A 19983-nucleotide genomic window follows, 5' to 3' on the forward strand; every position below is an offset into this window, starting at 1 on the left:
CGTACTATCAGTCCTTTGGCTCTCCTGGGTAATATCATGGAGCCAACAAGACGCGGTGTACTGCGGGGTATCGGAGCGGGAACAGCCGTACTGGTGGTCGGGTCCGGGACCGCAGCCGCCCAGGACGACGAGGGAGACGGCGACGCGAAGGTCCGGGTCGCCCACGCGTCGCCGGACGCGCCGAACGTCGACGTGTTCGTGGACGACGAGAAGGTCCTCGAAGACGTGCCCTACACCACTGTGAGCGGCTACCTCGAACTGCCCGCGGACGCCTACGAGGTGACTATCGCGGCCGCCAGCGACGCCGAGGAACCGGACGACGCCGAGACGGTCGTCTTCCAAGAGGACGTCACCTTCGAGGGCGAGGACTACACCGTCGCGGCCATCGGCGAACTGGAGCCAGACGTGAGCGACGAGGAGTTCCGCGTGGCTGTCTACGAGGACAGCCTCGGCGTCCTCGACGAGGACACCGGCCGAGTGCGTATCGTCCACGCGTCGCCCGACGGCCCCCCTGTCGACGTGAGGGTCGTCGACGACGACGGGGCGACAGTGCTGACGCTCGCGGAGGACATCGAGTTCAGCGAAGCCAGCGAAAACGTCGAGGCTGAGTCGGGGACCTACTCCGTCGCGGTGTTCCCGACCGGTGCCGACGAAGACCTCGACGAGGCTGTCTTCGGCCCTATCGACGTCGAAGTGCGTGACGGAGAAGTACTGACGGTGTTCGCTATGGGCTTTATCACCGAGGACGAAGAGCCGGAGTTCGAGCTGGTGACCGCCGACGAGGAAGCGGCGCCGTTCGGTCGGGGTGGCGGCCGGGGACGCGGACCGCCCGAGGACGCCGACGATTGCGACACCGACTCCGACCACTGAGGGCTACACGCTCGTCGGACGAGTAGGCCTGCCTGGCGGGCGTCTCACGGGGTTGCGTAGTGGGTCTGGCTTCCCGAGTGGTAGCTCCTTGCAGCCGCCACTGGAAACTGAACGGGCGCAAAAACATCCGGCGGACGACGCCGTGATTTCTGTCTCCGTGTTCGTCTCTCTCGGATTTCTTCCGGTACTGAGAGCCTAGCTGTCGGCTGTCGCGTCTCAGTAAACTGCGGGAGAAGGCTCGAAAACTGGGGTCATTTGGGTGACAGTCCGGCTCTAGTTAGGTAACTCGCTTTTTACAATATACGCGTTAAGTAGTGGTGTGCGGAAACTGTCGTGACAGCGCGGATAGCGCTCACCGTCGGTACCTCCGGCCTCGCCGGTCCTGACGACCAGCGGCTCCGCGCCGGGCGCTATCGGTATCGTCGCGCTACTGGCGGTCGTCACCGCGGCGCTGCTCGCCGCCCGGAGCCAGTGATAGCCCCGGAACCATCGGACTCCCACAATGCGATCCGGTACCACGGGTGCCGAAATCTTTATATGCTTTTCGGACTAACTATAGGTAAGAGAAAATCGGTAAGTGATGTTTGAACATTACGGATAAGGCAATACCGGTCCCCCACCATCATGAGTGAATCACCAGTACGCAGCAACACGAGGGAACGAACACAGAACAAGAACGTTAGCGAGGAAGTCGACGAGCAGACGGAGGAGCGCCAGGACGTCTGCCCCGAGTGTGGCGGCGATGTCGCGACGGACACCGAACACGGCGAGACGGTCTGTAAGGACTGCGGGCTCGTCATCGAAGAGGACAGCATCGACCGTGGTCCCGAGTGGCGGGCGTTCGACTCCGCCGAGCGCGACCGCAAGTCCCGCGTCGGCGCCCCCACGACCAACATGATGCACGACAAGGGGCTGTCGACCAACATCGGCTGGCAGAACAAGGACGCCTACGGCCGCTCGCTGTCCAGCGAGCAGCGCCAGAAGATGCAGCGCCTGCGCACGTGGAACGAGCGGTTCCGCACCCGCGACTCCAAGGAGCGCAACCTCAAGCAGGCCCTGGGTGAGATAGACCGCATGGCCTCCGCGCTGGGGCTGCCCCAGAACGTCCGCGAGACCGCGAGCGTTATCTACCGCCGGGCGCTGGGCGACGACCTGCTCCCGGGCCGCTCTATCGAAGGCGTGGCGACGGCCGCGCTGTACGCCTCCGCACGGATGGCAGGCAGCCCCCGGTCGCTCGACGAGATGGCCGTCGTCTCACGGGTGGATAAGATGGAGCTTACCCGGACCTACCGCTACATCGTCCGCGAGCTGAACCTCGAGGTCCAGCCCGCCGACCCCGAGCAGTACCTGCCGCGGTTCGTCTCGGACCTCGAGCTCACCGACGAGACCGAGCGCCGGGCCCGGGAACTCATCGAGCGCGCCCGTCGGGGCGGTCTGCTCTCGGGCAAATCACCGGTCGGGCTCGCTGCCGCGGCCGTCTACGCGGCCGCCTTGCTCACCAACGACAAGGTGACCCAGAGCGAGGTCAGCGCCGTGGCCAACATCTCCGAGGTCACGATTCGGAACCGCTACAAGGAACTGCTCGAAGCCGACGACGTTCCGGCGTAGTCTCGATACTACGGCCGACGGAATCTTTTTGTGAGTTCCCGCGTGTGTCATTGTTACACATGGAAGAAGCCTATGTGCGATTACGCTGTCCGGAGTGTGACAAGGACTGGGAGTCGACCCCGTCGGAGCTCCCGACCCACGACACCGTCTACCACTGTCCGAACTGCCACGCAAGCCGTCGGCTCGCCGTGTTTACCCGGACTGACCAGGATCTCCAGACCCTCAAAGGCCTGCAGTAAGTCGGCGTCTAGTCCTCACTCGGCGTGGCTGATTGGGCACCGCAGGCTTCACATCGCAGCACCGTCACGCCGTTCTCTTTCTCCAGTCGCGTATCGGGGAGGCCACACTCCGAACAGCGGACGAAGCCCTCGACGTACGCCTCGATAGCGTCGCCGATGCGGTCCGCGTCGAAGGCGCCAGTTATCCGGGCGCGACCGCTTTCGTCGATGTGTCCGCTCGTGCCGACCTCCCGCTGGAAGAACTGCAACAGATGACTCGGTTCCCGGCCGAGGCGGTCACACAGCGTCTGGAAGTTCTCGACGACGGTGACCGACCCCTCCTGTCGGACGTCCGGGTCAGGGACGGAGAGTCGTTCGTCCGTGCCGGTGACGTCGGACGTCTCGCTCGCCGCTCTGTCGAGCATGTCGTCGTAGTTCATACACGGTGGTCGTCGGGCAGTCTTGAAAAACCTTTCAACCGCGGAGGGGGTTCCCAGACGGCCCCTGATTTCCGGGTGTTCCGGACCTGTTCTTCACGTTCTATCATGTCGGGGGAGTGTGTTAACCCCCCTCAGAGTAGTACTATAACCCCTCGGTTTCTAGCAGAGGGTGACCATGAAGAAGCAGGAGCTTATTCACCTTCACGGCCTGCTTGCACAAGTACAGAACCACTACGAAGCGGAGTCGGGTTCCGAAGTGGAACACGACGAGTACGCCGAACTCGGCGTCAAGCCGACATCGATCCACAAGTCGAAAACAGACCACAAGGCCGCCGTCTTTGCCATCGCGAACGGTATCACCTCGGAGATGACCGCCGAGGAGAAAGAGCCGGTTTCTGCCGCCGCGGACTAAGATTCGATTTTCTCCACTCCGTCTGCTACCCCCGTAGCGACAGCTCACTCGTCGATAAGCTCTTCGAACTCGGGGAGCACGTCCCCTTCGGCCGACTCCGTGTCCGCATCCGCCGTCTCGCTCTCCTCGTCCGTGTCCGTTGCTTCGTCCTCTTCGTCGGGGAGTCGCTCTATCTCTACGATGTCGAGGGGGATGTTCGTCAGTCGCTGCCCGATCTCCTTGCGCGCGATGCGGGAGGCGTGTTCGTCGCGCTCGACGTTGAACACCGTCATCTCCAGTTCGAGCGCGACGAGGCTCTCGTCGGCCGCGATGAAGGCCGGTTCGAGCTGCTCGTGGCAGTGGGGACACACTCGCTCACCCATGTTGATCTCGACGTAGTTCAGGTCCGGGTTGAGCATCTCGCCAGTCTTCGAGATGGCGATGCGGACGGCCTCGTCGGCCGTGCCCACGTCGTAGACCGGGACGGCAGCCTCGACGACAACTCTGCAGTCCATGGCAGTATGTTCACTGGCCAATAGTAAGAAGGTTCGCCCGGCTGACTAGTCGGCGTCGACGTAGTCGGTGTTCCGACGGGGTGGTTCGTCCGAAAACGGCATCGAGATAGACTCGCTGCCGAGAATTGCGAACCCAGCGAAGACGACCAGGAAGCCGACGCCAGCGAGCGGTGCGATGGTCTCGCCCAGCAGCGCCCACCCGCCCAGCGTCGACACGACTGGGACGACGTAGAACACGAGGTTCCCGTTGGTCGCGCCGGCGCGGTCGAGGAGCCCGAAGTAGGCCACATAAGCCACGGCCCCGGCGAAGACGCCGACGTATCCGAGCGCGAGCACGGCGGGGAGGCCCCACTGAATCGCGGCCACGGATTCGCCCGCGCCCAGGCTGAGGACGTGACAGAGCGCCGCACCGACCGGCAGGCCCCACGCCGTTCGGACCGTGCTGTCGAGCGTGCCACCGCTCCGGCGGATGAGGACGCTGCCCAGCGCGCCGGTGACCGCGCCGCCAAAGAGCAACAGCTTGCCGATGCCACCGTCGGCGAACATCGCCGGGTCGGGGTTGACGACCAGTGCGACGCCGACGAGGCCGACGGCGAGACCGACCGCGCCGCGCGCCGAGAGCCGCTCGTCGGAAAGCAGCAGGGCGGCAAAGACGGGGGTCAGAATCGGGTTGAGGCTAAAGAGGATGGCGCCCACGGCGCTGGTCGCGTCCGCCTGGCCCACGAACAGGAGGGCGTTCGTCAGGCCGAGGACGACCAGCCCGGTCGCGAGGATGCCGGCGATATCCTCACGCCCCGGACGCAGCGCTGCGCCCGAACGCGTGAGGAGGACGTAGGCTCCCAGTACGACCGCGGCGACGTCGTAGCGCAGCGCTACGAACAGCAGCGGCGGGAACTGTGCCAGCCCCGCTTTCGTCGCGACGAAGGTCCCACCAAAGAGGACGCTCACCAGCGCACCGAGCAGGATGGTTTTTCGTGATACCAATATTATACTACCTCCCGAGGGAGAGTGGAAGGGCCGGGATACTTCACCAGAAAACCGAAAGAGGGCGACTGTTCCATTGTACTTCCTCGTACGGTGGGCAGCGGTATAGGTCCGTTCAGAAATCCTTACACGTCGACCGAGATCCGACAGCCTACCCCCTCGATTTCACGGCGTGCAAGGATTTCACGACACGAAAACTGTTTGTGTCGGGCCGGTCACCGAGCGGTATGGAGGAGACGCTTTCGGAGATAGAGTTCCTCGCGCTCTCGCCCAACCGGGTCACCGTGCTCGAGTCCCTCGCGGACGGTCGGCGGAGCCGGTCGGAGCTGGCCGAGGCGACGGGGGCCTCACAGGCGACGCTCGGTCGAATTCTCGGCGACTTCGAGGACCGAGAGTGGGTCGTGCGGACCGAGGGTGCCTACGCGGCGACGGCGACCGGCCGACTCGTCGCCGAGGGGTTTCGCGACCTGCTCGACGTGATGGCGGCCGAACGGGAGCTGCGCGACGTGGTCGCGTACCTGCCGACCGAGGCGATGGATTTCGACCTCCGCCATCTGGCGGACGCGAGAATCGTCACCCCAACCGAGACGCGACCGAACGCGCCGCTCCAGCGACTGCTCGGACTCATGCGGGCGGCGTCGTCGGTGACGGCCTTCTCGCACGCGCTCAACGACCAGAGCCTCTCGGTGGTCGCGGACCGACTCGGGGATCAGGAGTTCGAGGCGGTGCTCACGCGGGGCGCCGTCGACTCACTGGTCGCAGACGACACGCTGCGGAAGCGACTTCGTCGCGTGGTCTCGGCCCCGTCGGCCGGCGTCCGGGTGGCCGAGGACGATATCCCGGTGGCGGTCACCATCGCTGACGACGTGGTCAACGTACTGGTCCGGGACGACCGGGGCGTGGTGCAGGCGTCGGTCGATACGACCGACGACGCGGTCAGGGAGTGGGCCGAGCGGCGCTACGAACACTATCGCGTGCACTCGGAGCCGTTGACGCCGGACTCTCTCGAACCGTAGTCCGGGTCCTCACCGCACCCGCCAGACGTCGTCGTTGGGCAGGAACCGTCCGAGCTCCGCCTCCTGTCGGTAGTCCGTCGCCAGCAGCGCCGTCAGCGCGGCCACCAGCGCGTCCTCGTCGGCGTCGGTCCAGTCGGCCGGCTCCTTGATGGGGTAGACCAGCCAGCCGCTGCCCCGGACCTCCGTCGCGTGGAGCCGCTCCATGTCGACGTCGTCGGCGCGCTCGGGCGTCATGTTCGCGAAGACGTGTCTCGTCGCCCGCTCGCCGACAGGGAACAGGACGTGAGAGGTGATGGCCCGAATCTCCGTGTCCAGCAGCGGTTCGTGGTCGGCGTAGTCCGCCGCCGTTGGGTCGCGGTCCCCACACATGTACAGATAGGAGAGGTACGTCTTCTCGACGGTCGGGGGCGTGCCGGTCTCGCTCAGCAGGCCGCCCGCGACGAGCGCCCGCTGGAGTCGTTCGGCGGCCGGGGTCCCGGTAAATGGGATGCCCGAGTCGGTACCGCCGTGGACGCGGGGGTTGTCACCGATGACGTGGAAGTCGGCGTTGGCGTCACCGTACCCCGGGACGAACGGCTCACACGGCGCCTCGAAGCCAAAGGGGTTGTGCAGCGTTGCCGTGATGTTCTTCACGGACGTGGTGAGGAGCGAGGCGGTCAAAACTTCGACGGTTTCCGCCATTGTTCCGGTTCGATGGTCCCGATTCCGTCACGTCTAGCGACGGAGCCGACCGGCGTCCTCTATCGGACCAATAATCATAAGTACCGTATTGGTGTACCCCGGGTATGTCAATTGGTTCTCAATCCCGGAGCTTCGGGTTCTTCGACCGGCTCAAGACGGGCTGGACGCTGACGAAAGATAGCACCGGTGTGATTCGCACACATCCGAAACTGATGGTGTTCCCGTTGCTTGCGGCGATTTCGAGCGTTTTCTTTCTCGTTCTCCTGTTTCTCCCGCTCGCCCTCGCGGGCGTCATCGGCGGTGGTCTGGAGTACGTCGTCCTCTTTGTGTTATACTTCATCACGACGTTTTTCAGCACCTACTTCTCGGCCGCACTCGTCTACGCGGCCAACGAAGCGTTCCACGGCCGCGAACCGGGCATCCGTGACAGTATGCTCGCAATCAACGGTCGACTCGGTCCGATAGTCGTCTGGTCGCTGATATCAGCGACGGTGAGTATCGTCTTCCGGATGCTCGAAAACTCCGACAATCCAATCGCCGGCATCCTGCGGTCGCTGTTCGCCGTCGGGTGGTCCATTATGACGTTCTTCATCGTCCCGGTCCTCGTCTTCGAGGACGTCTCGGCGCGTTCGATGTTCACGAAAAGCGGGGCCGCGTTCCGGAACACGTGGGGCGAAACGCTGGGTGCCGGGTTCGGTATCAGCGCTATCGTCGTGGGCTTCGGCCTCTGTCTGGTCGCTGTGTCGGTCGCGATCTCGCTCCCGGTCGCGGCTTTTTTCCCCGGGCCTGGAATCCTGATTGGGGTCGTCTTAGTCGCGCTCGCGCTGGTGTTTACGTATCTGGTCAGCCAGACAATCTGGGGCATCGCGAAGACGGCGCTGTACGTCTACGCCGACGAGGGTATCAAGCCTGAACAGTTCGACAACTTCGACTTCGAGACGCTCGGCGGTCGAACCGCACAGAAGGCGACGACGGGAACCCCCTCTGACGGAACTCCGAACACGCTATCCTCCGACTGACTTACGGTCACCGCTGGACGGACCCAGTGAACGGGGACAGCGTTACGTTCGTTTCGCGGGGCTCCGGAGGGGTGTCACTGATCGGGGCCGGCCCGCCGGGCAACGCTTTTCTCACCCGGCCCCCACGCACCGGTATGTTCTGGTCCCGGACCGGTGACCGCAGATGAGCCACGAGGACCGCATCGAGGACCTCCGCGAACGAAAGGCAGCGGCCGAGAGAGGCGGGGGCGAGGAGCGCATCGAGTCCCAGCACGAGAAGGGCAAACTCACCGCACGCGAGCGCATCGACTACTTCCTCGACGACGGCTCCTTCGTCGAGATAGACGCGCTGCGCGAGCACCGCTCGACGAACTTCGACATGGACGAGAAACAGGTCCCCGGCGACGGCGTCGTCGTCGGCTACGGGAAGGTACACGGCGAGCGGGTCTACGTCTTCGCCCACGACTTCACCGTCTTCGGCGGCTCGCTGGGCGAGGCCTTTGCACAGAAGGTCTGTAAGGTGATGGACAAGGCCATCGAGAACGGCTCGCCCATCGTCGGGCTGAACGACTCCGCCGGCGCGCGCATCCAGGAAGGTATCGACTCGCTTGCGGGCTATGCCGATATCTTCCACCGGAATCAAAAGGCAAGCGGTGTCGTCCCCCAGATCTCGGCCATCATGGGCCCGTGTGCGGGCGGTGCGGTGTACTCGCCCGCGATAACGGACTTCGTCTACATGGTCGAGGAGACCAGCCACATGTTCATCACCGGTCCGGACGTCATCGAGACGGTCACCGGCGAGGAGGTCGGCTTCGACGAGCTGGGCGGGGCGAAGACCCACGCCACCGAGTCCGGTGTCGCACACTTCACCGCGGCCGACGAGAAAGACGCGCTGGACGACATCCGTTACCTGCTCTCCTATCTCCCGCCGAACAACGTCGCGGACCCGCCCCGCGTCGACCCCTGGGACGACCCCGAGCGCCGGGACGAGAGCCTGGTCGAGACGGTGCCCGACGCCCCGCAGAAACCCTACGACATGACCGAGGTCGTCGGGAGCGTGCTCGACGAGGACTCCTTCTTCGAGGTCGGGAAAGACTTCGCCCGGAACATCGTCACGGGTTTTGCCCGACTGGACGGTCACTCGGTCGGCGTCGTCGGGAATCAACCGCGCGTGAACGCCGGCACGCTCGACATCGACGCCTCGAAGAAGGGCGCCCGGTTCGTCCGCTTCTGTGACGCTTTCAACATCCCCATCGTCACGTTCGTCGACGTGCCCGGCTTTATGCCCGGCAAGGACCAGGAGAAAAACGGTATCATTACCCACGGTGCGAAGCTGCTCTACGCCTACAGCGAGGCGACGGTACCGCTACTGACGGTCATCACCCGCAAGGCCTACGGCGGCGCCTACGACGTGATGGCCTCGAAGCACATCGGCGCCGATATGAACTACGCCTGGCCGATGGCCGAGATCGCCGTCATGGGCCCCCAGGGCGCCGTGAACGTCCTCTACAGCGACGAACTGAAAGACGCCGAAGACGTCGAGGCCCGACGCCAGCAGCTCATCGACGAGTACCGCGACGCCTTCGCCAACCCCTACACCGCGGCCGAACGGGGCTTCGTCGACGACGTGCTCGAACCCGCCGAGACCCGGCCACGGCTCATATCGGACCTGGAACTCCTGCGGGGCAAGCGCAAAGACCAGCCCGACCGGAAACACGGCAACATCCCGCTGTAGGTGTGCCGTCGCGGCGGCCGCTGCCCTCGTGGGTCGCCGGGCCGGCCGGGCTTTCCGCCTAGGTTTATGAGGCGAGTCTCGGTATGAGCGAGTATGTTTGATAAGGTGCTCGTCGCCAACCGCGGGGAGATCGCGGTGCGTGTCATGCGCGCCTGCGACGAGTTGGGCATCGGGACAGTTGCGGTCTACTCTGAGGCGGACAAACACGCCGGCCACGTTCGCTACGCCGACGAGGCGTACAACGTGGGGCCGGCACGGGCAGCCGACTCGTATCTCGACCAGGAACAGATAATCGAGACGGCCCAGCAGGCCGACGCCGACGCCATCCACCCCGGCTACGGCTTCCTCGCCGAGAACGCGGACTTCGCCCGGAAGGTCGAAGCCGCCGAGGGGCTGACGTGGATCGGCCCCGCCGGCGACGCCATGGAGAAACTGGGCGAGAAGACGAAAGCCCGCAACATCATGCAGGAGGCGGACGTGCCGATCGTCCCCGGGACCGATCCTATCGACGACCCCGAGCGGGTCAAAGAGTTCGGCGAAGAGAACGGCTACCCCGTCGCTATCAAGGCCGAGGGCGGCGGCGGCGGCCGCGGGATGAAGATCGTCCACAGCCCCGACGAGGCCGAAGAGCAACTGGAGTCGGCCAAACGCGAGGGCGAGGCGTACTTCTCGAACGACTCGGTCTATCTCGAGCGCTACCTGGAGAACCCGCGCCACATCGAGGTCCAGATTATCGCCGACCACGAGGGCAACGTCCGCCATCTGGGCGAGCGTGACTGCTCGCTGCAACGGCGCCACCAGAAGGTCATCGAGGAAGGCCCGTCGGCCGCCCTCTCGGACGAGCTACGTGAGAAGATCGGCGAGGCCGCCCGTCGGGGGGTCCGCGCGGCCGACTACTACAACGCCGGGACCGTCGAGTTCCTCGTCGAGGAGGACCCCGAGCGAGGGCCCAACGAAGAACTGGACCCCGACACGAACTTCTACTTCCTCGAAGTGAACACCCGCATCCAGGTCGAACACTGCGTCACCGAGGAGATAACGGGCATCGACATCGTCAAGTGGCAGATTCGGGTCGCCCAGGACGAGACCCTCAGCTTCGCACAGGAGGACGTCGAGATAGAGGGCCACGCGATGGAGTTCCGCATCAACGCCGAGAACGCGGCGAAGGACTTCGCGCCGGCACAGAGCGGCGAACTCGAGGTGTACGACCCGCCCGGTGGCATCGGCGTCCGGATGGACGACGCGCTGCGCCAGGGCGACGAGCTGGTCACCGACTACGACTCGATGATAGCGAAGCTCATCGTCTACGGCGCCGACCGGGACGAGGCCATCGCCCGCGGGAAACGCGCGCTGGCGGAGTTCGACGTCGAGGGGTTCCCCACCGTTATCCCGTTCCACCGGCTGATGCTCACCGACGAGGAGTTCGTCAACTCCACCCACACGACGAAGTACCTCGACGAGACCCTGGAGAAGTCCCGCATCGAGGCCGCCCAGGAGAAGTGGGGCACGGAGACCGAACCCAGCGAGGCCGACGAAGACGAGGAGGTCGTCGAGCGTGAGTTCACCGTCGAGGTAAACGGCAAGCGCTTCGACGTCGATCTGGAAGAACACGGCGCCCCGCCGATAAACGTCGGCGACGTGGATACGTCGGACGGCGCCAGCCGGCCCGACCGCCCCGGCGGTGGCTCCGGCGGCGGCGGTGGCGGGGGCGGCTCCAGCGCGGAGGGCCAGGAGGTCACCGCGGAGATGCAGGGCACGATTCTCGAAGTGAGCGTCGACGAGGGCGACGAGATAGGGGCCGGCGACGTGCTCTGTGTCCTCGAAGCGATGAAGATGGAAAACGACATCGTCGCCGAGCGCGGCGGCGTCGTCAACGAGGTCGCCATCGGCGAGGGCGACTCCGTCGACATGGGCGACCTGCTCTTTGTCATCGGCTCCGAGTAGCACCCCTCACGTTCACCCGTTTTCGCTGTCACGTCCTGCGATTCCGTCTGCGTCTCAAAAACCCTATAAGAGTCACTGGTAGAGTTCCCGACGATGAGACTCAGACGGACCGGGGCGGTCCTCGCTGTCTGCGTGCTCCTGTCGGTTGCGGGCTGTACGGGGTTGCTCCTGCAGGAGGAGACGCGATTCGTCGCGGGTGAGGCGAACGTGAGCGATGCGGACGAACTGGCCTACACCCACAACACCACCGAACGGCAGAACGTCACACGGTCGGTCGAGGCGGCCGGGCAGGAGCGGGAAGTAACAGTCTCGAACCACGCGGAGCTGTACGTCAACCACACCGCAGACGGCTCACCGGGGGCCGCGTTCGCCGTCGTCAGCTCGCCCCAGGTCCGGCTGTTCGGGGAGGAGATGAACCCGGTCGCCGACTGGTCACATCGGGACATCCTGACGGAGGTCTCGGGGCAGTTCGACCAGTACGAGAACCTGACCGACATCGAGGAACGGGAGACACGAGAGGTCACTATGCTCGGGAAAGAGGCAGACGTGCGCGTGTTCAACGCGACGATGGTCGACGATAACGAGACCAGTCACGACGTGGTCGTCAGCGTCGCGAAAGTGGAACACCAGGGGGATTACGTCGTCGCCATCGGCATCCGGGGGATGAACGGCGCCGACCTCTCGGCGTCAGACGGTGACACCGGCGCCCTCGTCCGCAGGGTCGAGCACAAACGGGGCCCCACCGGCACGCGATGACACGCGTTTTTTAGCCCACCGGGCCAAGCGGTCGCTATGCACGAGACACGCGAGCGGGTGCTTGCCGCCATCGCCGACGGGCCGGTCTCCGGGCCGGAGATCGCGTCGCGACTCGACGTCTCCCGGGCGGCGGTCTGGAAACACGTCGAGGCGCTCCGAGAGGCGGGGTTTACCATCACGAGCGAGGACGACGGCTACCGCCTCGCCGGGGTCCCCGATTTCGGCGGGCCGGCCGTGGCGTACGAACTCGACGCCCCCTTCGAGATAGAGTACCACGACGCCATCCCGAGCACGAACGCCCGTGCCCGCGAACTCGCCGACGAGGGCGCGACAGACGTGGTCGTCCTTGCCGACGAACAGACCGGCGGCCGCGGTCGGCTCGACCGGACCTGGCACTCACCCAGCGGCGGTATCTGGCTCTCGGTCCTCTTTCGACCCGACGTGCCGATGGCGGCCACGCCGGTCTTTACGCTGGCGGCCGCCGTCGCGGTCACGCGGGCGGTCCGGGAGGCGGGCGTCGAGGCGGTTATCAAGTGGCCCAACGACGTGCTCGTCGAGGTCGACGGCGAGGAGCGGAAACTGGTGGGTATCCTCACCGAGATGGAGGGGGAGGCCGACCGCGTCTCGTGGGTCGTCGTCGGCATCGGTATCAACGCCAACGTCGACCCCGACCCCCTCCCGAGCGAGGCCGACGCGACGAGCCTCTCGGCGGTCCGGGGCGAGCCGGTGAACCGACGCCGGTTCACCCAGCGGGTGCTGGAGACGTTCGACACCGTCGGCACAGACCCCGAGGCTATCCTAGCGGAGTGGCGCGAGTACGCCTCGACGCTCGGTCGCGAGGTCCGCATCGACACCCCGGACGGCGAGGTCGTCGGCGAAGCCGTCGACATCGAGTATCCGGGCTCGCTCGTGGTCGAAACTGGCGGTGAGCGTGTCACCGTCGCGGCCGGTGACTGCGACCATCTGCGACCGTTATGAGGGAGCGGCTTCGGCCTCCGTCTCACCCTCGCTGATCGGCACCGTGACCACCGGAACCGGGGCGGCGCGCACGACGCGCTCTGCGACGCTCCCCAGGAGCAGCCGGTCGATGCCACCGCGCCCGTGGGTGCCCATGACGATGGTGTCGCAGTCGTGTTCTCGGGCGTACTCGACGATTTCGCCGCTTGGGTTCCCGTCCCTGATTGCGGTTTCGACGCGCGCGTCGCCGGCGCGTTCGGTGAACTCAGACAGCGCCAGTTCGCCCTCTTCTCGGAGCATCTCCGTCACGCCGTCCCACGTCGATTCGACCGGGAGCGTCGCGAAGCTCCCGGTGTCCAAGACGTAGAGACCGTGGAGTACCGCGTCGTGGACGGTGGCGAGTTCCACCGCGTGGTCCACGACTGACTGCATGCTGGGTGACCCGTCCGTCGGTACCAGTATCCGGTCGTACATACGCTATTGTAGGCCCGCCGACAGCATAGTAGTTGGTATGAGCTACCAAACCACGATTTGCCCTACCCAGCCAACACGACCCGCTCCACGTCGGCGGTCTCGGCCCGGCGGACGACGGCCCGGATCGGGTCGTGGACGCCACAGAGGTTGTCCGAATCGCCGTCGAGCACGCAGAGCCGAGCGGGTTGGCCCGCCTCGACGAGGCCACCGTCTATCCCGGCGATATCGGCGCCGTTGACCGTGGCCATCCGAAGGATATCGCGGGCCGAGAGGTCGTACAGTTGCGAGGTCAGCGCCATCTCGCGGAACATCGACGGGCTGTTGAGAAAGACGTTGTCGGTCCCAAGCGCGACCGTCGTACGCTCGGCCAGCGCCTCGACGGGCGGCTGTCCGACGCCGGTGGTACAGTTCGACCGCGGGCAGACGACGACGGGTATCTCGCTGTCGGCGACCCGGTCCATGTGTAGCTCCTCGGCGTGGACCATGTGGACCAAGAAGTCCGGGACGAGGTCCAGCGCCGGGTTGATGTCGGCGCTATCGACCTCGCCGGCGTGGATGCCAAAGAGCTTGCCGGCCTCGCGTGTCGCCCGGCGCTCGGCCCCGAAATCCGCGTCGTTGGCACCGCTGGCCCCGAATCCGTCGGCCCGCTCCATCGCCTTGACCGTCTTCCGACCGAGGACGACGCTCTCCAGGTCCGACCCCTCAAGCGCGGCCATGATGGCTTCTACCCCGTCGACACCGCCCTCGCGGAACTCGACGAACGCGCCGGTTCCGGACTGTTCCATGTACGACAGCGACCGAGCCATCGCCGCGACCAGTTCCTCGTGGTCGGCCGCTCGGAGGAGGCGGTGTTTCAGCCCCTCGGGCGGGGCGACGAGTTCTTGCAGCGTGAGCCCCTCGCCGGCCTCCTTCGCGATGGAATCGCCGATGTGGGTGTGGGCGTTGACGAAGGCCGGACAGACGATGGCGTCGCTGTCGACGCTGGCTTCCTCGACGGCGGCAATCTCGCCGTCCTCGACGACGACGCGGCCCTCGACCGGCTCGAACTCGCGCCCACTGAGGACGATGCCATCGATAATCATACCAGTATCTCTCTGCGTGGCTCAGTTAAATTCGTCGAGGGTGGCGTGGATACCGCGTCGCACGTCGCGGACGCGCGTCCCGTCCAGGTCCAGCCCGAGCTGTCGGACGGCCGCCTCGCCGACCCGCTCGCTGTCTGCCGACGGCGCGTACACGCCCAGCCGCCACTGGTCCGTCTGGGCGGCCCGGATGGCGTTGACCAGCGTCGACTGCTCGCCCAGCCGACGGACCTCCCCGTTGACGAGCACCCGACTGGACGACTCCGTCATCGAGGGCGCCGCGGGGATATCCAGGACGACGGCCGCGGGCGAGACGTTCGCGGCGTCGGCTATCTCCGCTTCCAGCTCGCGGATATCGTCGTGGTCGGCCGCCAGCAGCTCGTCGGGCACGGCCTGTCGTTCGGCCCACACCGCCCGTTTGAACAGGTCGCGTTCGCTCAGTCGCCGGGCGTACTCGCTCGTGGCGTCGCTCCCGCGCAACCCGACCAGCAGGTCGCAGTCGTCCCACCGCCTGAGTTCCCCGGCGGTCACGTCCGTCTCCCGCAGCAGCCGCTCGGTCCCGCGACGCAACATCGACTTGGCGATGCGGGCGACGTGGTGGGCGTAGACGGTCGGGTTCATGAGCGCCCGCGCGAGCAGCAGCGACTCGGCCGTCTGGACGTTCCCCTCGTCGAGCACCAGGTCACCGTCGACGAACCGAAGCTCCCTGACCAGCCGCTCGTGGTCGATGGTGCCGTAGGGGACGCCGGTGTGGTGGGCGTCCCGAACCAGGTAGTCCATCCGGTCGACGTCGAGTTCGCCCGAGACCAGCTGGCCCAGTTCCCCCTCGCCTCCGACCAGCCCAGCGACCTTCGACGGTGAGAGGTCGTGCGCCGACAGCACGCGCGCCACCTCGCCGCGGTCCAGCAGCTCGGCCACGTCGTCGTGGTACTTGCCCGTCTTCCGGTGGATTATCGCCTCGATGTTGTGGCTGTAGGGGGAGTGGCCCACGTCGTGCAGCAGGGCCGCTGCCCGCACTCGCTCGGCCTGTCGCCCCTCGATGCCGAGATGGGAGAGCGCGCGGTCGGCCAGGTGGTAGACCCCAAGCGAGTGCTCGAAGCGAGTGTGGTTGGCCGAGGGGTAGACCATCGTCACGGTCCCCAGCTGCTTGACCCGGCGGAGCCGCTGGACCGGTGGCGTCTCCAGCAGGTCGGCGGCGACGCCCTCGACCGCGATGTGGTCGTGGACGCTGTCCTTGATAGTCGTCATACTCTCCGTTGACCGGCGGCGGGCAAAACAGTACTCCCGGCAGACGGGCTACAGCCGGGCGACAGTACCCAGTAGCGCATACAGTTCGTCTTCGGTCGCGTTACCTGTCTTGACGGCGTCAAGCGGGTCCCGGCCGTTGTCCGTGACCGTCTCGATGGCGCGTTCCGGACCGTAATCCCGGTTGTAGACCAGCCAGGCGGCCAGTACCTGCCCCGTCCGACCGATACCTGCCAGGCAGTGGACGACGACCGGTTGCTCCGCCGCCCGGCTCTCGGCCAGGAACGGGAGTATCTCTTCGACGAGGACCGTCTCGGGAACCAGGTGGTGGTCACGGACTGGCGCGTGCAGGACGTGCTCTGCCTCGAAGGCCTCGTAGTAGTGGTCGAGGATAGCGCCGCAGTCGTCCAGTTGACAGCCAGTCAGCAGACAGCAGACCCGGTCGATACCTTCGGCTCGCATGAACTCTATCCAGTCGTCGATGGCGGCGGTGTGGTTGGCGGCCGAGTGCCAGCCCGGTGTGCAGGCCCCGTAGACGTAGGTCTCGTCCGGGGCCGCCGGCGCGAATCGGTGTGCGTTCACGGTGGATTGACACCTAACACGTCAACGCAGATGGTCAACTGTATTGAGTCTACCCGCGCAGTTCTCAGCAGTGATTCTACGGTGCCTGAGACGACGGCGGGAGGGCCACGCTTATACCGCCTGTCTCCCCTACGTCGGCGTATGGTTACGTTTCTCGCCGGCGGGACCGGCACGCCGAAGCTGCTCTCCGGTGCCGGCGACGTGTTCGCCCCCGAGCGGACCACGGTCGTCGCCAACACCGGCGACGATATCGAGCTGGGCGGGCACCTGGTCTGTCCCGACCTCGACACGGTGCTGTTTCTGGACGGCGGCGAACTCGACCGGGAGACGTGGTGGGGTATCGCCGACGACACCGCGAAGACCCACGACGAACTCCACCGGCTGGCGGCGGCGGCCGACCTCCCGACCGGCCCGCAGTACCTCCCGGCAGACGCCCAGACCAGCGGGCGCGACATCGCCCGACATCGGCGCTTTTCCGGCGTCGCTGAGTTCATGCACATCGGGGACCGGGACCGCGCGGTCCACGTGACACGGACCTCGCTGCTCGATGCGGGCCATTCCCTGACCGAGGTGACCCGGCGGCTGGCAGATGCCTTCGGGCTCGAGCGGGCCCTGCTGCCGATGAGCGACGACCCTGTGGCGACGATGATTCACACGCCCCAGGGCGAGATGCACTTCCAGGAGTGGTGGGTCGGCCGGAACGGCGCACCGGCCGTCGAGGACGTCGAGTTCCGCGGCGGCGATCGGGCGACGGCGACTGACGCCGTCCTGCAGGCGCTCGAGGACTCCGTCGTCGTGGGTCCGTCGAACCCCGTCACGTCGCTGGGACCGATGCTCGCCGTCGACGGCATCCGCGAGGCCCTGAACGAGACGGACGTGGTGGCAGTCTCCCCGTTCGTCGAGAACGAGGTCTTCTCCGGCCCCGCCGCCGACCTGATGGCCGGGACGGGTCGAGAGCCCAGTACGGCCGGCGTCGCTGAGGCGTACCCCTTCGCAGACGCGTTCGTTCTCGACAGCGACGACGGGACGGCAATCGACCGACCGATCGTCCGGACGGACACGACGCTCGATGCCGAGGGCGCCTCCGAGCGCGTGGCCCGCGCGGTGGCCGACGCGCTCGCGGAGGTGGCCTGATGTTCCGCCCGCGGGTCGCACTGGCGAGTCTCAGCGGGGAGGCCGACGCCGACTGGGCGCGGGCCGTCGCCGACCACGTCGGCGGTGCGTTTCTGGGTGGTATCGCGCTGGACGACGCCACCCGCGCGGCCGCCCGGGCGATGACTGACCGGGACCGCTCGGAGTTCCTTCCCGAGGACCCGATTGCATTCGTCGACACACAGCTCGAAGCACTCGCCGAGGCGCCGCTCCGCGGGGCGTTCAACGTCCGCAGCACGACGCTTGGCCCCATCGAGCTCGCCGCTGGCGTCTGCCGGGACCACGGCGCTGTCCTCGAGCTGAACGCCCACTGTCGGCAGGACGAGATGTGCACCGCCGGCGCTGGTGAGACACTATTGAGGGACCCCGAGGCGCTCGCCCAGCAGGTCCGGACCGCCGCGGCGACGGGCGCCACCGTCTCGGTGAAGGTCCGGGCAGAGGTCGATAGCGTCGACCTGCCCGGACTCGCACAGCGACTCGAAACTGCCGGTGCCGACGCCGTCCACGTCGACGCGATGGACACAGAGTCCGTCATCGCCGATATCGCGGCCGCGACCGACCTGTTCGTCGTCGCGAACAACGGTGTCCGGGGCTCGCGGACCGCACGTGAGTACTTCGAGTACGGCGCCGACGCCGTGAGCGTCGGCCGGGCGAGTGACGACCCGGATGTGCTGGCCGCCGTTCGCCAGACGGCCGAGGACTATGTCGCACAGGAGGCCACGGGATGAGCGACCGAACGTCGGTCCAGAACGCCGAACTGGCCCTGTTGCTCGAGGTCACCGGGACGCCAAAGCCCGGCAATGTTGACCGCGAACGGGACTTCGACGACCTGCGCTTCGAGCACTTCATGGCCGGCGCCGTCGGCGCGCGGCCCGGGCTGGCCCTGGCGGCCGACGGCGAGCCGGTGGGACAGGCGTTCGAAGCCGCCGTCGTCGGCATGGCCGACCAGTCGGCGGGCAACACGCAATTTGGGGCCCTGCTCCTGCTTGCGCCGCTGGTCGCCGCTGCGAGCGAGGGGGACCTGACGCCTGCCGGAGCCGACCGCGTGGCCCGAGGGACAACTGTCGCTGACGCGGCCGACTTCTATCGAGCCTTCGAACACGTCGACGTAGCCGTCGACGACCCGCCAGATGGGATGGAACCGCTGGACGTTCGTCGTGGGAGCGAGGCGATTCCGGAGCTAGAAGCGCAGGGGCTCACGCTGTTCGACGTGATGGCCGAGAGCGCCGACGTGGACGGTATCGCCGCCGAGTGGGTTGGGGAGTTCGCGCGGGTGTTCGAAGCGGCCGAGGCGATACTGGCCGACGACGGGCCGGTCCCCGACCGCGCCGCGCGCCTCTTCGTCGAGTTGCTGGCAGAGGACGCCGACACCTTCGTCGTGACGCGCAACGGCCCCGACGCCGCTGCCGAGGTCCAGCGTCGCGCCGAGGCGGTGCTCGACGGCGAGGAAGATGCAACCGCGCTGGCCGAGGAACTGGTCGCCCGCGATATCAACCCCGGAACGACAGCTGACCTGGTGGCCGGCGCGCTGTTCGTCGCACTCGAACGGGGGCTGGTGGTATGACGGACCCGGCCGAATCGGGCTGGCCCGTCGAACTCGCTGGCGTCACGGAGTCTGTGGTGACGACTCTTGGCCCGAACGACCTCTGGAACGTCGCCGCCCTGGGACTACACGAACCCGACGATGGCGGTCCAGTGACGGCGACGACGTGGGGACGGACCCGAACCTGGCGGAACTTCGACGAGCGCGGCGGGGGGTACGTCCAATTCACGCGGGACCCCGTGGACTTCGCGGAGGCGGCGCTGTCGGTCCGCGAGGAGTCCGAGCCGGTCCTCGCGAGTGCCGACGCGTGGGTCCGGGTGAGCGTCGAGCGTCTGGCCGAGGGCGAGGACGGCGGGACACAGTGGGTCGAGTGGGTGCTCCACCCCGAGGAATCGCGGGTCGAACGGCGCGTGGTCCCCACCACGAACCGTGGCCACGCCGCCGTGGTCGAAGCGACCGTCGCCGCATCGCGGCTGGACGTGCCAGCCTACGACCGCGACGAGATGCTTTCTCGGCTTGCGTACTTCGAGTCGGTCGTCGAGACGGCCGGGAGCGAGCGCGAACGGGCGGCGTTCGACCGTGTGCGCGAGCTCGTCGACGCGGAGTGGTAGCCCGGAGATTGCGAGCAGGCGACACCGTGGTGTTCGGGACGAAACACCGGTTCGTGGTGGCGTGCGGTGTCGCACAACCGCGGGACACGCCACCCGTCTGGTCAGCGCATGGGGCCGTCTGGTCCCGTTCCCGGTGATAAACGTTCGCGCGCGGTCACGAAGTCGAACCCTTTTTGAAGGGCAG

The 19983-nt window shown here is 66.6% G+C and carries 22 protein-coding genes; 14 read left to right on the forward strand and 8 right to left on the reverse strand.

The features are described 5' to 3' along the window. The first annotated feature begins 36 nt into the window (after positions 1 to 36). The 3 genes from P1K32_RS14410 to P1K32_RS14420 all read left to right on the forward strand — a co-directional run bounded on the left by P1K32_RS14410 (position 37) and on the right by P1K32_RS14420 (position 2717). Positions 37 to 870: a DUF4397 domain-containing protein gene (locus tag P1K32_RS14410; RefSeq protein ID WP_276250398.1), complete on the forward strand. Its 834-nt coding sequence runs from the start codon at positions 37 to 39 to the stop codon at positions 868 to 870. Positions 871 to 1494: 624 nt separating this feature from the next. Next, positions 1495 to 2478: a transcription initiation factor IIB gene (locus P1K32_RS14415; RefSeq protein WP_276250399.1), complete on the forward strand. Its 984-nt coding sequence runs from the start codon at positions 1495 to 1497 to the stop codon at positions 2476 to 2478. A 59-nt stretch (positions 2479 to 2537) separates the two neighbouring features. Then, positions 2538 to 2717 carry a DUF7836 family putative zinc-binding protein gene (locus P1K32_RS14420; protein ID WP_276250400.1) on the forward strand — a complete coding sequence of 60 codons (180 nt, stop codon included), beginning with the start codon at positions 2538 to 2540 and terminating at the stop codon, positions 2715 to 2717. 8 nt (positions 2718 to 2725) lie between these two features. Here the strand turns inward: P1K32_RS14420 and P1K32_RS14425 are convergent, their stop codons facing one another. Beyond that, positions 2726 to 3136 carry a translation initiation factor IF-2 subunit beta gene (locus P1K32_RS14425; protein ID WP_276250401.1) on the reverse strand — a complete coding sequence of 137 codons (411 nt, stop codon included), beginning with the start codon at positions 3134 to 3136 and terminating at the stop codon, positions 2726 to 2728. Positions 3137 to 3311: 175 nt separating this feature from the next. Here P1K32_RS14425 and P1K32_RS14430 point away from each other — a divergent pair, with 175 nt between their 5' ends. Continuing rightward, positions 3312 to 3548: a UPF0058 family protein gene (locus P1K32_RS14430; protein WP_220587732.1), complete on the forward strand. Its 237-nt coding sequence runs from the start codon at positions 3312 to 3314 to the stop codon at positions 3546 to 3548. Between the two features lie 44 nt (positions 3549 to 3592). Here P1K32_RS14430 and P1K32_RS14435 read toward each other — a convergent pair whose 3' ends face one another. Together P1K32_RS14435 and P1K32_RS14440 are read right to left on the reverse strand one after the other, a co-directional pair. Continuing rightward, on the reverse strand, positions 3593 to 4042 hold the full coding sequence (locus tag P1K32_RS14435; protein WP_276250402.1) for a DUF555 domain-containing protein: 450 nt from the start codon (positions 4040 to 4042) through the stop codon (positions 3593 to 3595). A 45-nt stretch (positions 4043 to 4087) separates the two neighbouring features. Then, entirely contained in the window at positions 4088 to 5026 is a 939-nt protein-coding gene (locus tag P1K32_RS14440; protein ID WP_276250403.1) for a DMT family transporter, read from the reverse strand. 227 nt (positions 5027 to 5253) lie between these two features. Between P1K32_RS14440 and P1K32_RS14445 the strand changes: the two genes are divergently transcribed. After that, a complete protein-coding gene (locus P1K32_RS14445) occupies positions 5254 to 6042 on the forward strand; it encodes a helix-turn-helix transcriptional regulator (protein WP_276250404.1) in 789 nt (262 codons plus the stop codon). A 9-nt stretch (positions 6043 to 6051) separates the two neighbouring features. Here P1K32_RS14445 and P1K32_RS14450 read toward each other — a convergent pair whose 3' ends face one another. Then, positions 6052 to 6675, reverse strand: coding sequence for a uracil-DNA glycosylase family protein (locus P1K32_RS14450; RefSeq protein WP_276252197.1), 624 nt, complete (start codon positions 6673 to 6675; stop codon positions 6052 to 6054). Positions 6676 to 6827: 152 nt separating this feature from the next. On the opposite strand from P1K32_RS14450, the gene P1K32_RS14455 reads away from it, so the two are divergent. From P1K32_RS14455 to P1K32_RS14475, 5 genes are all read left to right on the forward strand, one after another. Further along, on the forward strand, positions 6828 to 7742 hold the full coding sequence (locus tag P1K32_RS14455) for a DUF6159 family protein (RefSeq protein WP_276250405.1): 915 nt from the start codon (positions 6828 to 6830) through the stop codon (positions 7740 to 7742). 163 nt (positions 7743 to 7905) lie between these two features. Next, positions 7906 to 9456 (forward strand): acyl-CoA carboxylase subunit beta, encoded by a 1551-nt coding sequence (locus tag P1K32_RS14460; RefSeq protein WP_276250406.1) that lies wholly within the window; start codon positions 7906 to 7908, stop codon positions 9454 to 9456. Between the two features lie 93 nt (positions 9457 to 9549). Next, the gene (locus P1K32_RS14465; RefSeq protein WP_276250407.1) at positions 9550 to 11400 is read left to right on the forward strand and encodes an acetyl/propionyl/methylcrotonyl-CoA carboxylase subunit alpha; all 1851 of its coding nucleotides are present in this window, start codon (positions 9550 to 9552) and stop codon (positions 11398 to 11400) included. Positions 11401 to 11493: 93 nt separating this feature from the next. After that, complete coding sequence (locus tag P1K32_RS14470; RefSeq protein ID WP_276250408.1) at positions 11494 to 12156, forward strand: DUF6517 family protein; 663 nt, start codon at positions 11494 to 11496, stop codon at positions 12154 to 12156. Positions 12157 to 12192: 36 nt separating this feature from the next. Continuing rightward, the gene (locus tag P1K32_RS14475) at positions 12193 to 13134 is read left to right on the forward strand and encodes a biotin--[acetyl-CoA-carboxylase] ligase (protein ID WP_276250409.1); all 942 of its coding nucleotides are present in this window, start codon (positions 12193 to 12195) and stop codon (positions 13132 to 13134) included. Here P1K32_RS14475 and P1K32_RS14480 read toward each other — a convergent pair. The 4 genes from P1K32_RS14480 to P1K32_RS14495 all read right to left on the reverse strand — a co-directional run bounded on the left by P1K32_RS14480 (position 13129) and on the right by P1K32_RS14495 (position 16493). Beyond that, positions 13129 to 13587 carry a universal stress protein gene (locus P1K32_RS14480; protein ID WP_276250410.1) on the reverse strand — a complete coding sequence of 153 codons (459 nt, stop codon included), beginning with the start codon at positions 13585 to 13587 and terminating at the stop codon, positions 13129 to 13131. The genes P1K32_RS14475 and P1K32_RS14480 overlap by 6 nt on opposite strands. Positions 13588 to 13649: 62 nt before the next feature. Continuing rightward, the gene (locus P1K32_RS14485; protein WP_276250411.1) at positions 13650 to 14669 is read right to left on the reverse strand and encodes an amidohydrolase family protein; all 1020 of its coding nucleotides are present in this window, start codon (positions 14667 to 14669) and stop codon (positions 13650 to 13652) included. 21 nt (positions 14670 to 14690) lie between these two features. Beyond that, positions 14691 to 15914 carry an HD domain-containing protein gene (locus tag P1K32_RS14490; RefSeq protein ID WP_276250412.1) on the reverse strand — a complete coding sequence of 408 codons (1224 nt, stop codon included), beginning with the start codon at positions 15912 to 15914 and terminating at the stop codon, positions 14691 to 14693. A gap of 48 nt (positions 15915 to 15962) precedes the next feature. Beyond that, positions 15963 to 16493 carry a protein-tyrosine phosphatase family protein gene (locus P1K32_RS14495; RefSeq protein ID WP_276250413.1) on the reverse strand — a complete coding sequence of 177 codons (531 nt, stop codon included), beginning with the start codon at positions 16491 to 16493 and terminating at the stop codon, positions 15963 to 15965. 141 nt (positions 16494 to 16634) lie between these two features. Between P1K32_RS14495 and cofD the strand changes: the two genes are divergently transcribed. From cofD to P1K32_RS14515, 4 genes are read left to right on the forward strand one after another with little or no spacing between them, the layout of a single operon-like run. After that, positions 16635 to 17627 carry a 2-phospho-L-lactate transferase gene (gene cofD / locus P1K32_RS14500; RefSeq protein WP_276250414.1) on the forward strand — a complete coding sequence of 331 codons (993 nt, stop codon included), beginning with the start codon at positions 16635 to 16637 and terminating at the stop codon, positions 17625 to 17627. Further along, on the forward strand, positions 17627 to 18373 hold the full coding sequence (locus P1K32_RS14505) for a tRNA-dihydrouridine synthase (RefSeq protein ID WP_276250415.1): 747 nt from the start codon (positions 17627 to 17629) through the stop codon (positions 18371 to 18373). The genes cofD and P1K32_RS14505 overlap by 1 nt, the downstream gene beginning before the upstream one ends. Continuing rightward, positions 18370 to 19209, forward strand: coding sequence for a triphosphoribosyl-dephospho-CoA synthase (locus tag P1K32_RS14510; protein ID WP_276250416.1), 840 nt, complete (start codon positions 18370 to 18372; stop codon positions 19207 to 19209). The genes P1K32_RS14505 and P1K32_RS14510 overlap by 4 nt, the downstream gene beginning before the upstream one ends. Next, entirely contained in the window at positions 19206 to 19799 is a 594-nt protein-coding gene (locus P1K32_RS14515) for a DUF447 domain-containing protein (RefSeq protein WP_276250417.1), read from the forward strand. Before P1K32_RS14510 ends, P1K32_RS14515 begins: the two co-directional genes overlap by 4 nt. Positions 19800 to 19983 lie beyond the last annotated feature (184 nt).

The organism is Haloarcula rara (assembly GCF_029338235.1).
Lineage (GTDB): Archaea > Halobacteriota > Halobacteria > Halobacteriales > Haloarculaceae > Haloarcula > Haloarcula rara.

Excerpts from the sequence above, each read along its gene's own strand:
- P1K32_RS14410 (WP_276250398.1), top strand. The coding sequence starts at position 37 with ATGGAGCCAACAAGACGCGGTGTACTGCGGGGTATCGGAGCGGGAACA.
- P1K32_RS14415 (WP_276250399.1), top strand. The coding sequence starts at position 1,495 with ATGAGTGAATCACCAGTACGCAGCAACACGAGGGAACGAACACAGAAC.
- P1K32_RS14420 (WP_276250400.1), top strand. The coding sequence starts at position 2,538 with ATGGAAGAAGCCTATGTGCGATTACGCTGTCCGGAGTGTGACAAGGAC.
- P1K32_RS14425 (WP_276250401.1), bottom strand. The coding sequence starts at position 3,136 with ATGAACTACGACGACATGCTCGACAGAGCGGCGAGCGAGACGTCCGAC.
- P1K32_RS14430 (WP_220587732.1), top strand. The coding sequence starts at position 3,312 with ATGAAGAAGCAGGAGCTTATTCACCTTCACGGCCTGCTTGCACAAGTA.
- P1K32_RS14435 (WP_276250402.1), bottom strand. The coding sequence starts at position 4,042 with ATGGACTGCAGAGTTGTCGTCGAGGCTGCCGTCCCGGTCTACGACGTG.
- P1K32_RS14445 (WP_276250404.1), top strand. The coding sequence starts at position 5,254 with ATGGAGGAGACGCTTTCGGAGATAGAGTTCCTCGCGCTCTCGCCCAAC.
- P1K32_RS14455 (WP_276250405.1), top strand. The coding sequence starts at position 6,828 with ATGTCAATTGGTTCTCAATCCCGGAGCTTCGGGTTCTTCGACCGGCTC.
- P1K32_RS14460 (WP_276250406.1), top strand. The coding sequence starts at position 7,906 with ATGAGCCACGAGGACCGCATCGAGGACCTCCGCGAACGAAAGGCAGCG.
- P1K32_RS14465 (WP_276250407.1), top strand. The coding sequence starts at position 9,550 with ATGTTTGATAAGGTGCTCGTCGCCAACCGCGGGGAGATCGCGGTGCGT.
- P1K32_RS14470 (WP_276250408.1), top strand. The coding sequence starts at position 11,494 with ATGAGACTCAGACGGACCGGGGCGGTCCTCGCTGTCTGCGTGCTCCTG.
- P1K32_RS14475 (WP_276250409.1), top strand. The coding sequence starts at position 12,193 with ATGCACGAGACACGCGAGCGGGTGCTTGCCGCCATCGCCGACGGGCCG.
- P1K32_RS14480 (WP_276250410.1), bottom strand. The coding sequence starts at position 13,587 with ATGTACGACCGGATACTGGTACCGACGGACGGGTCACCCAGCATGCAG.
- P1K32_RS14485 (WP_276250411.1), bottom strand. The coding sequence starts at position 14,669 with ATGATTATCGATGGCATCGTCCTCAGTGGGCGCGAGTTCGAGCCGGTC.
- P1K32_RS14490 (WP_276250412.1), bottom strand. The coding sequence starts at position 15,914 with ATGACGACTATCAAGGACAGCGTCCACGACCACATCGCGGTCGAGGGC.
- cofD (WP_276250414.1), top strand. The coding sequence starts at position 16,635 with ATGGTTACGTTTCTCGCCGGCGGGACCGGCACGCCGAAGCTGCTCTCC.
- P1K32_RS14505 (WP_276250415.1), top strand. The coding sequence starts at position 17,627 with ATGTTCCGCCCGCGGGTCGCACTGGCGAGTCTCAGCGGGGAGGCCGAC.
- P1K32_RS14510 (WP_276250416.1), top strand. The coding sequence starts at position 18,370 with ATGAGCGACCGAACGTCGGTCCAGAACGCCGAACTGGCCCTGTTGCTC.
- P1K32_RS14515 (WP_276250417.1), top strand. The coding sequence starts at position 19,206 with ATGACGGACCCGGCCGAATCGGGCTGGCCCGTCGAACTCGCTGGCGTC.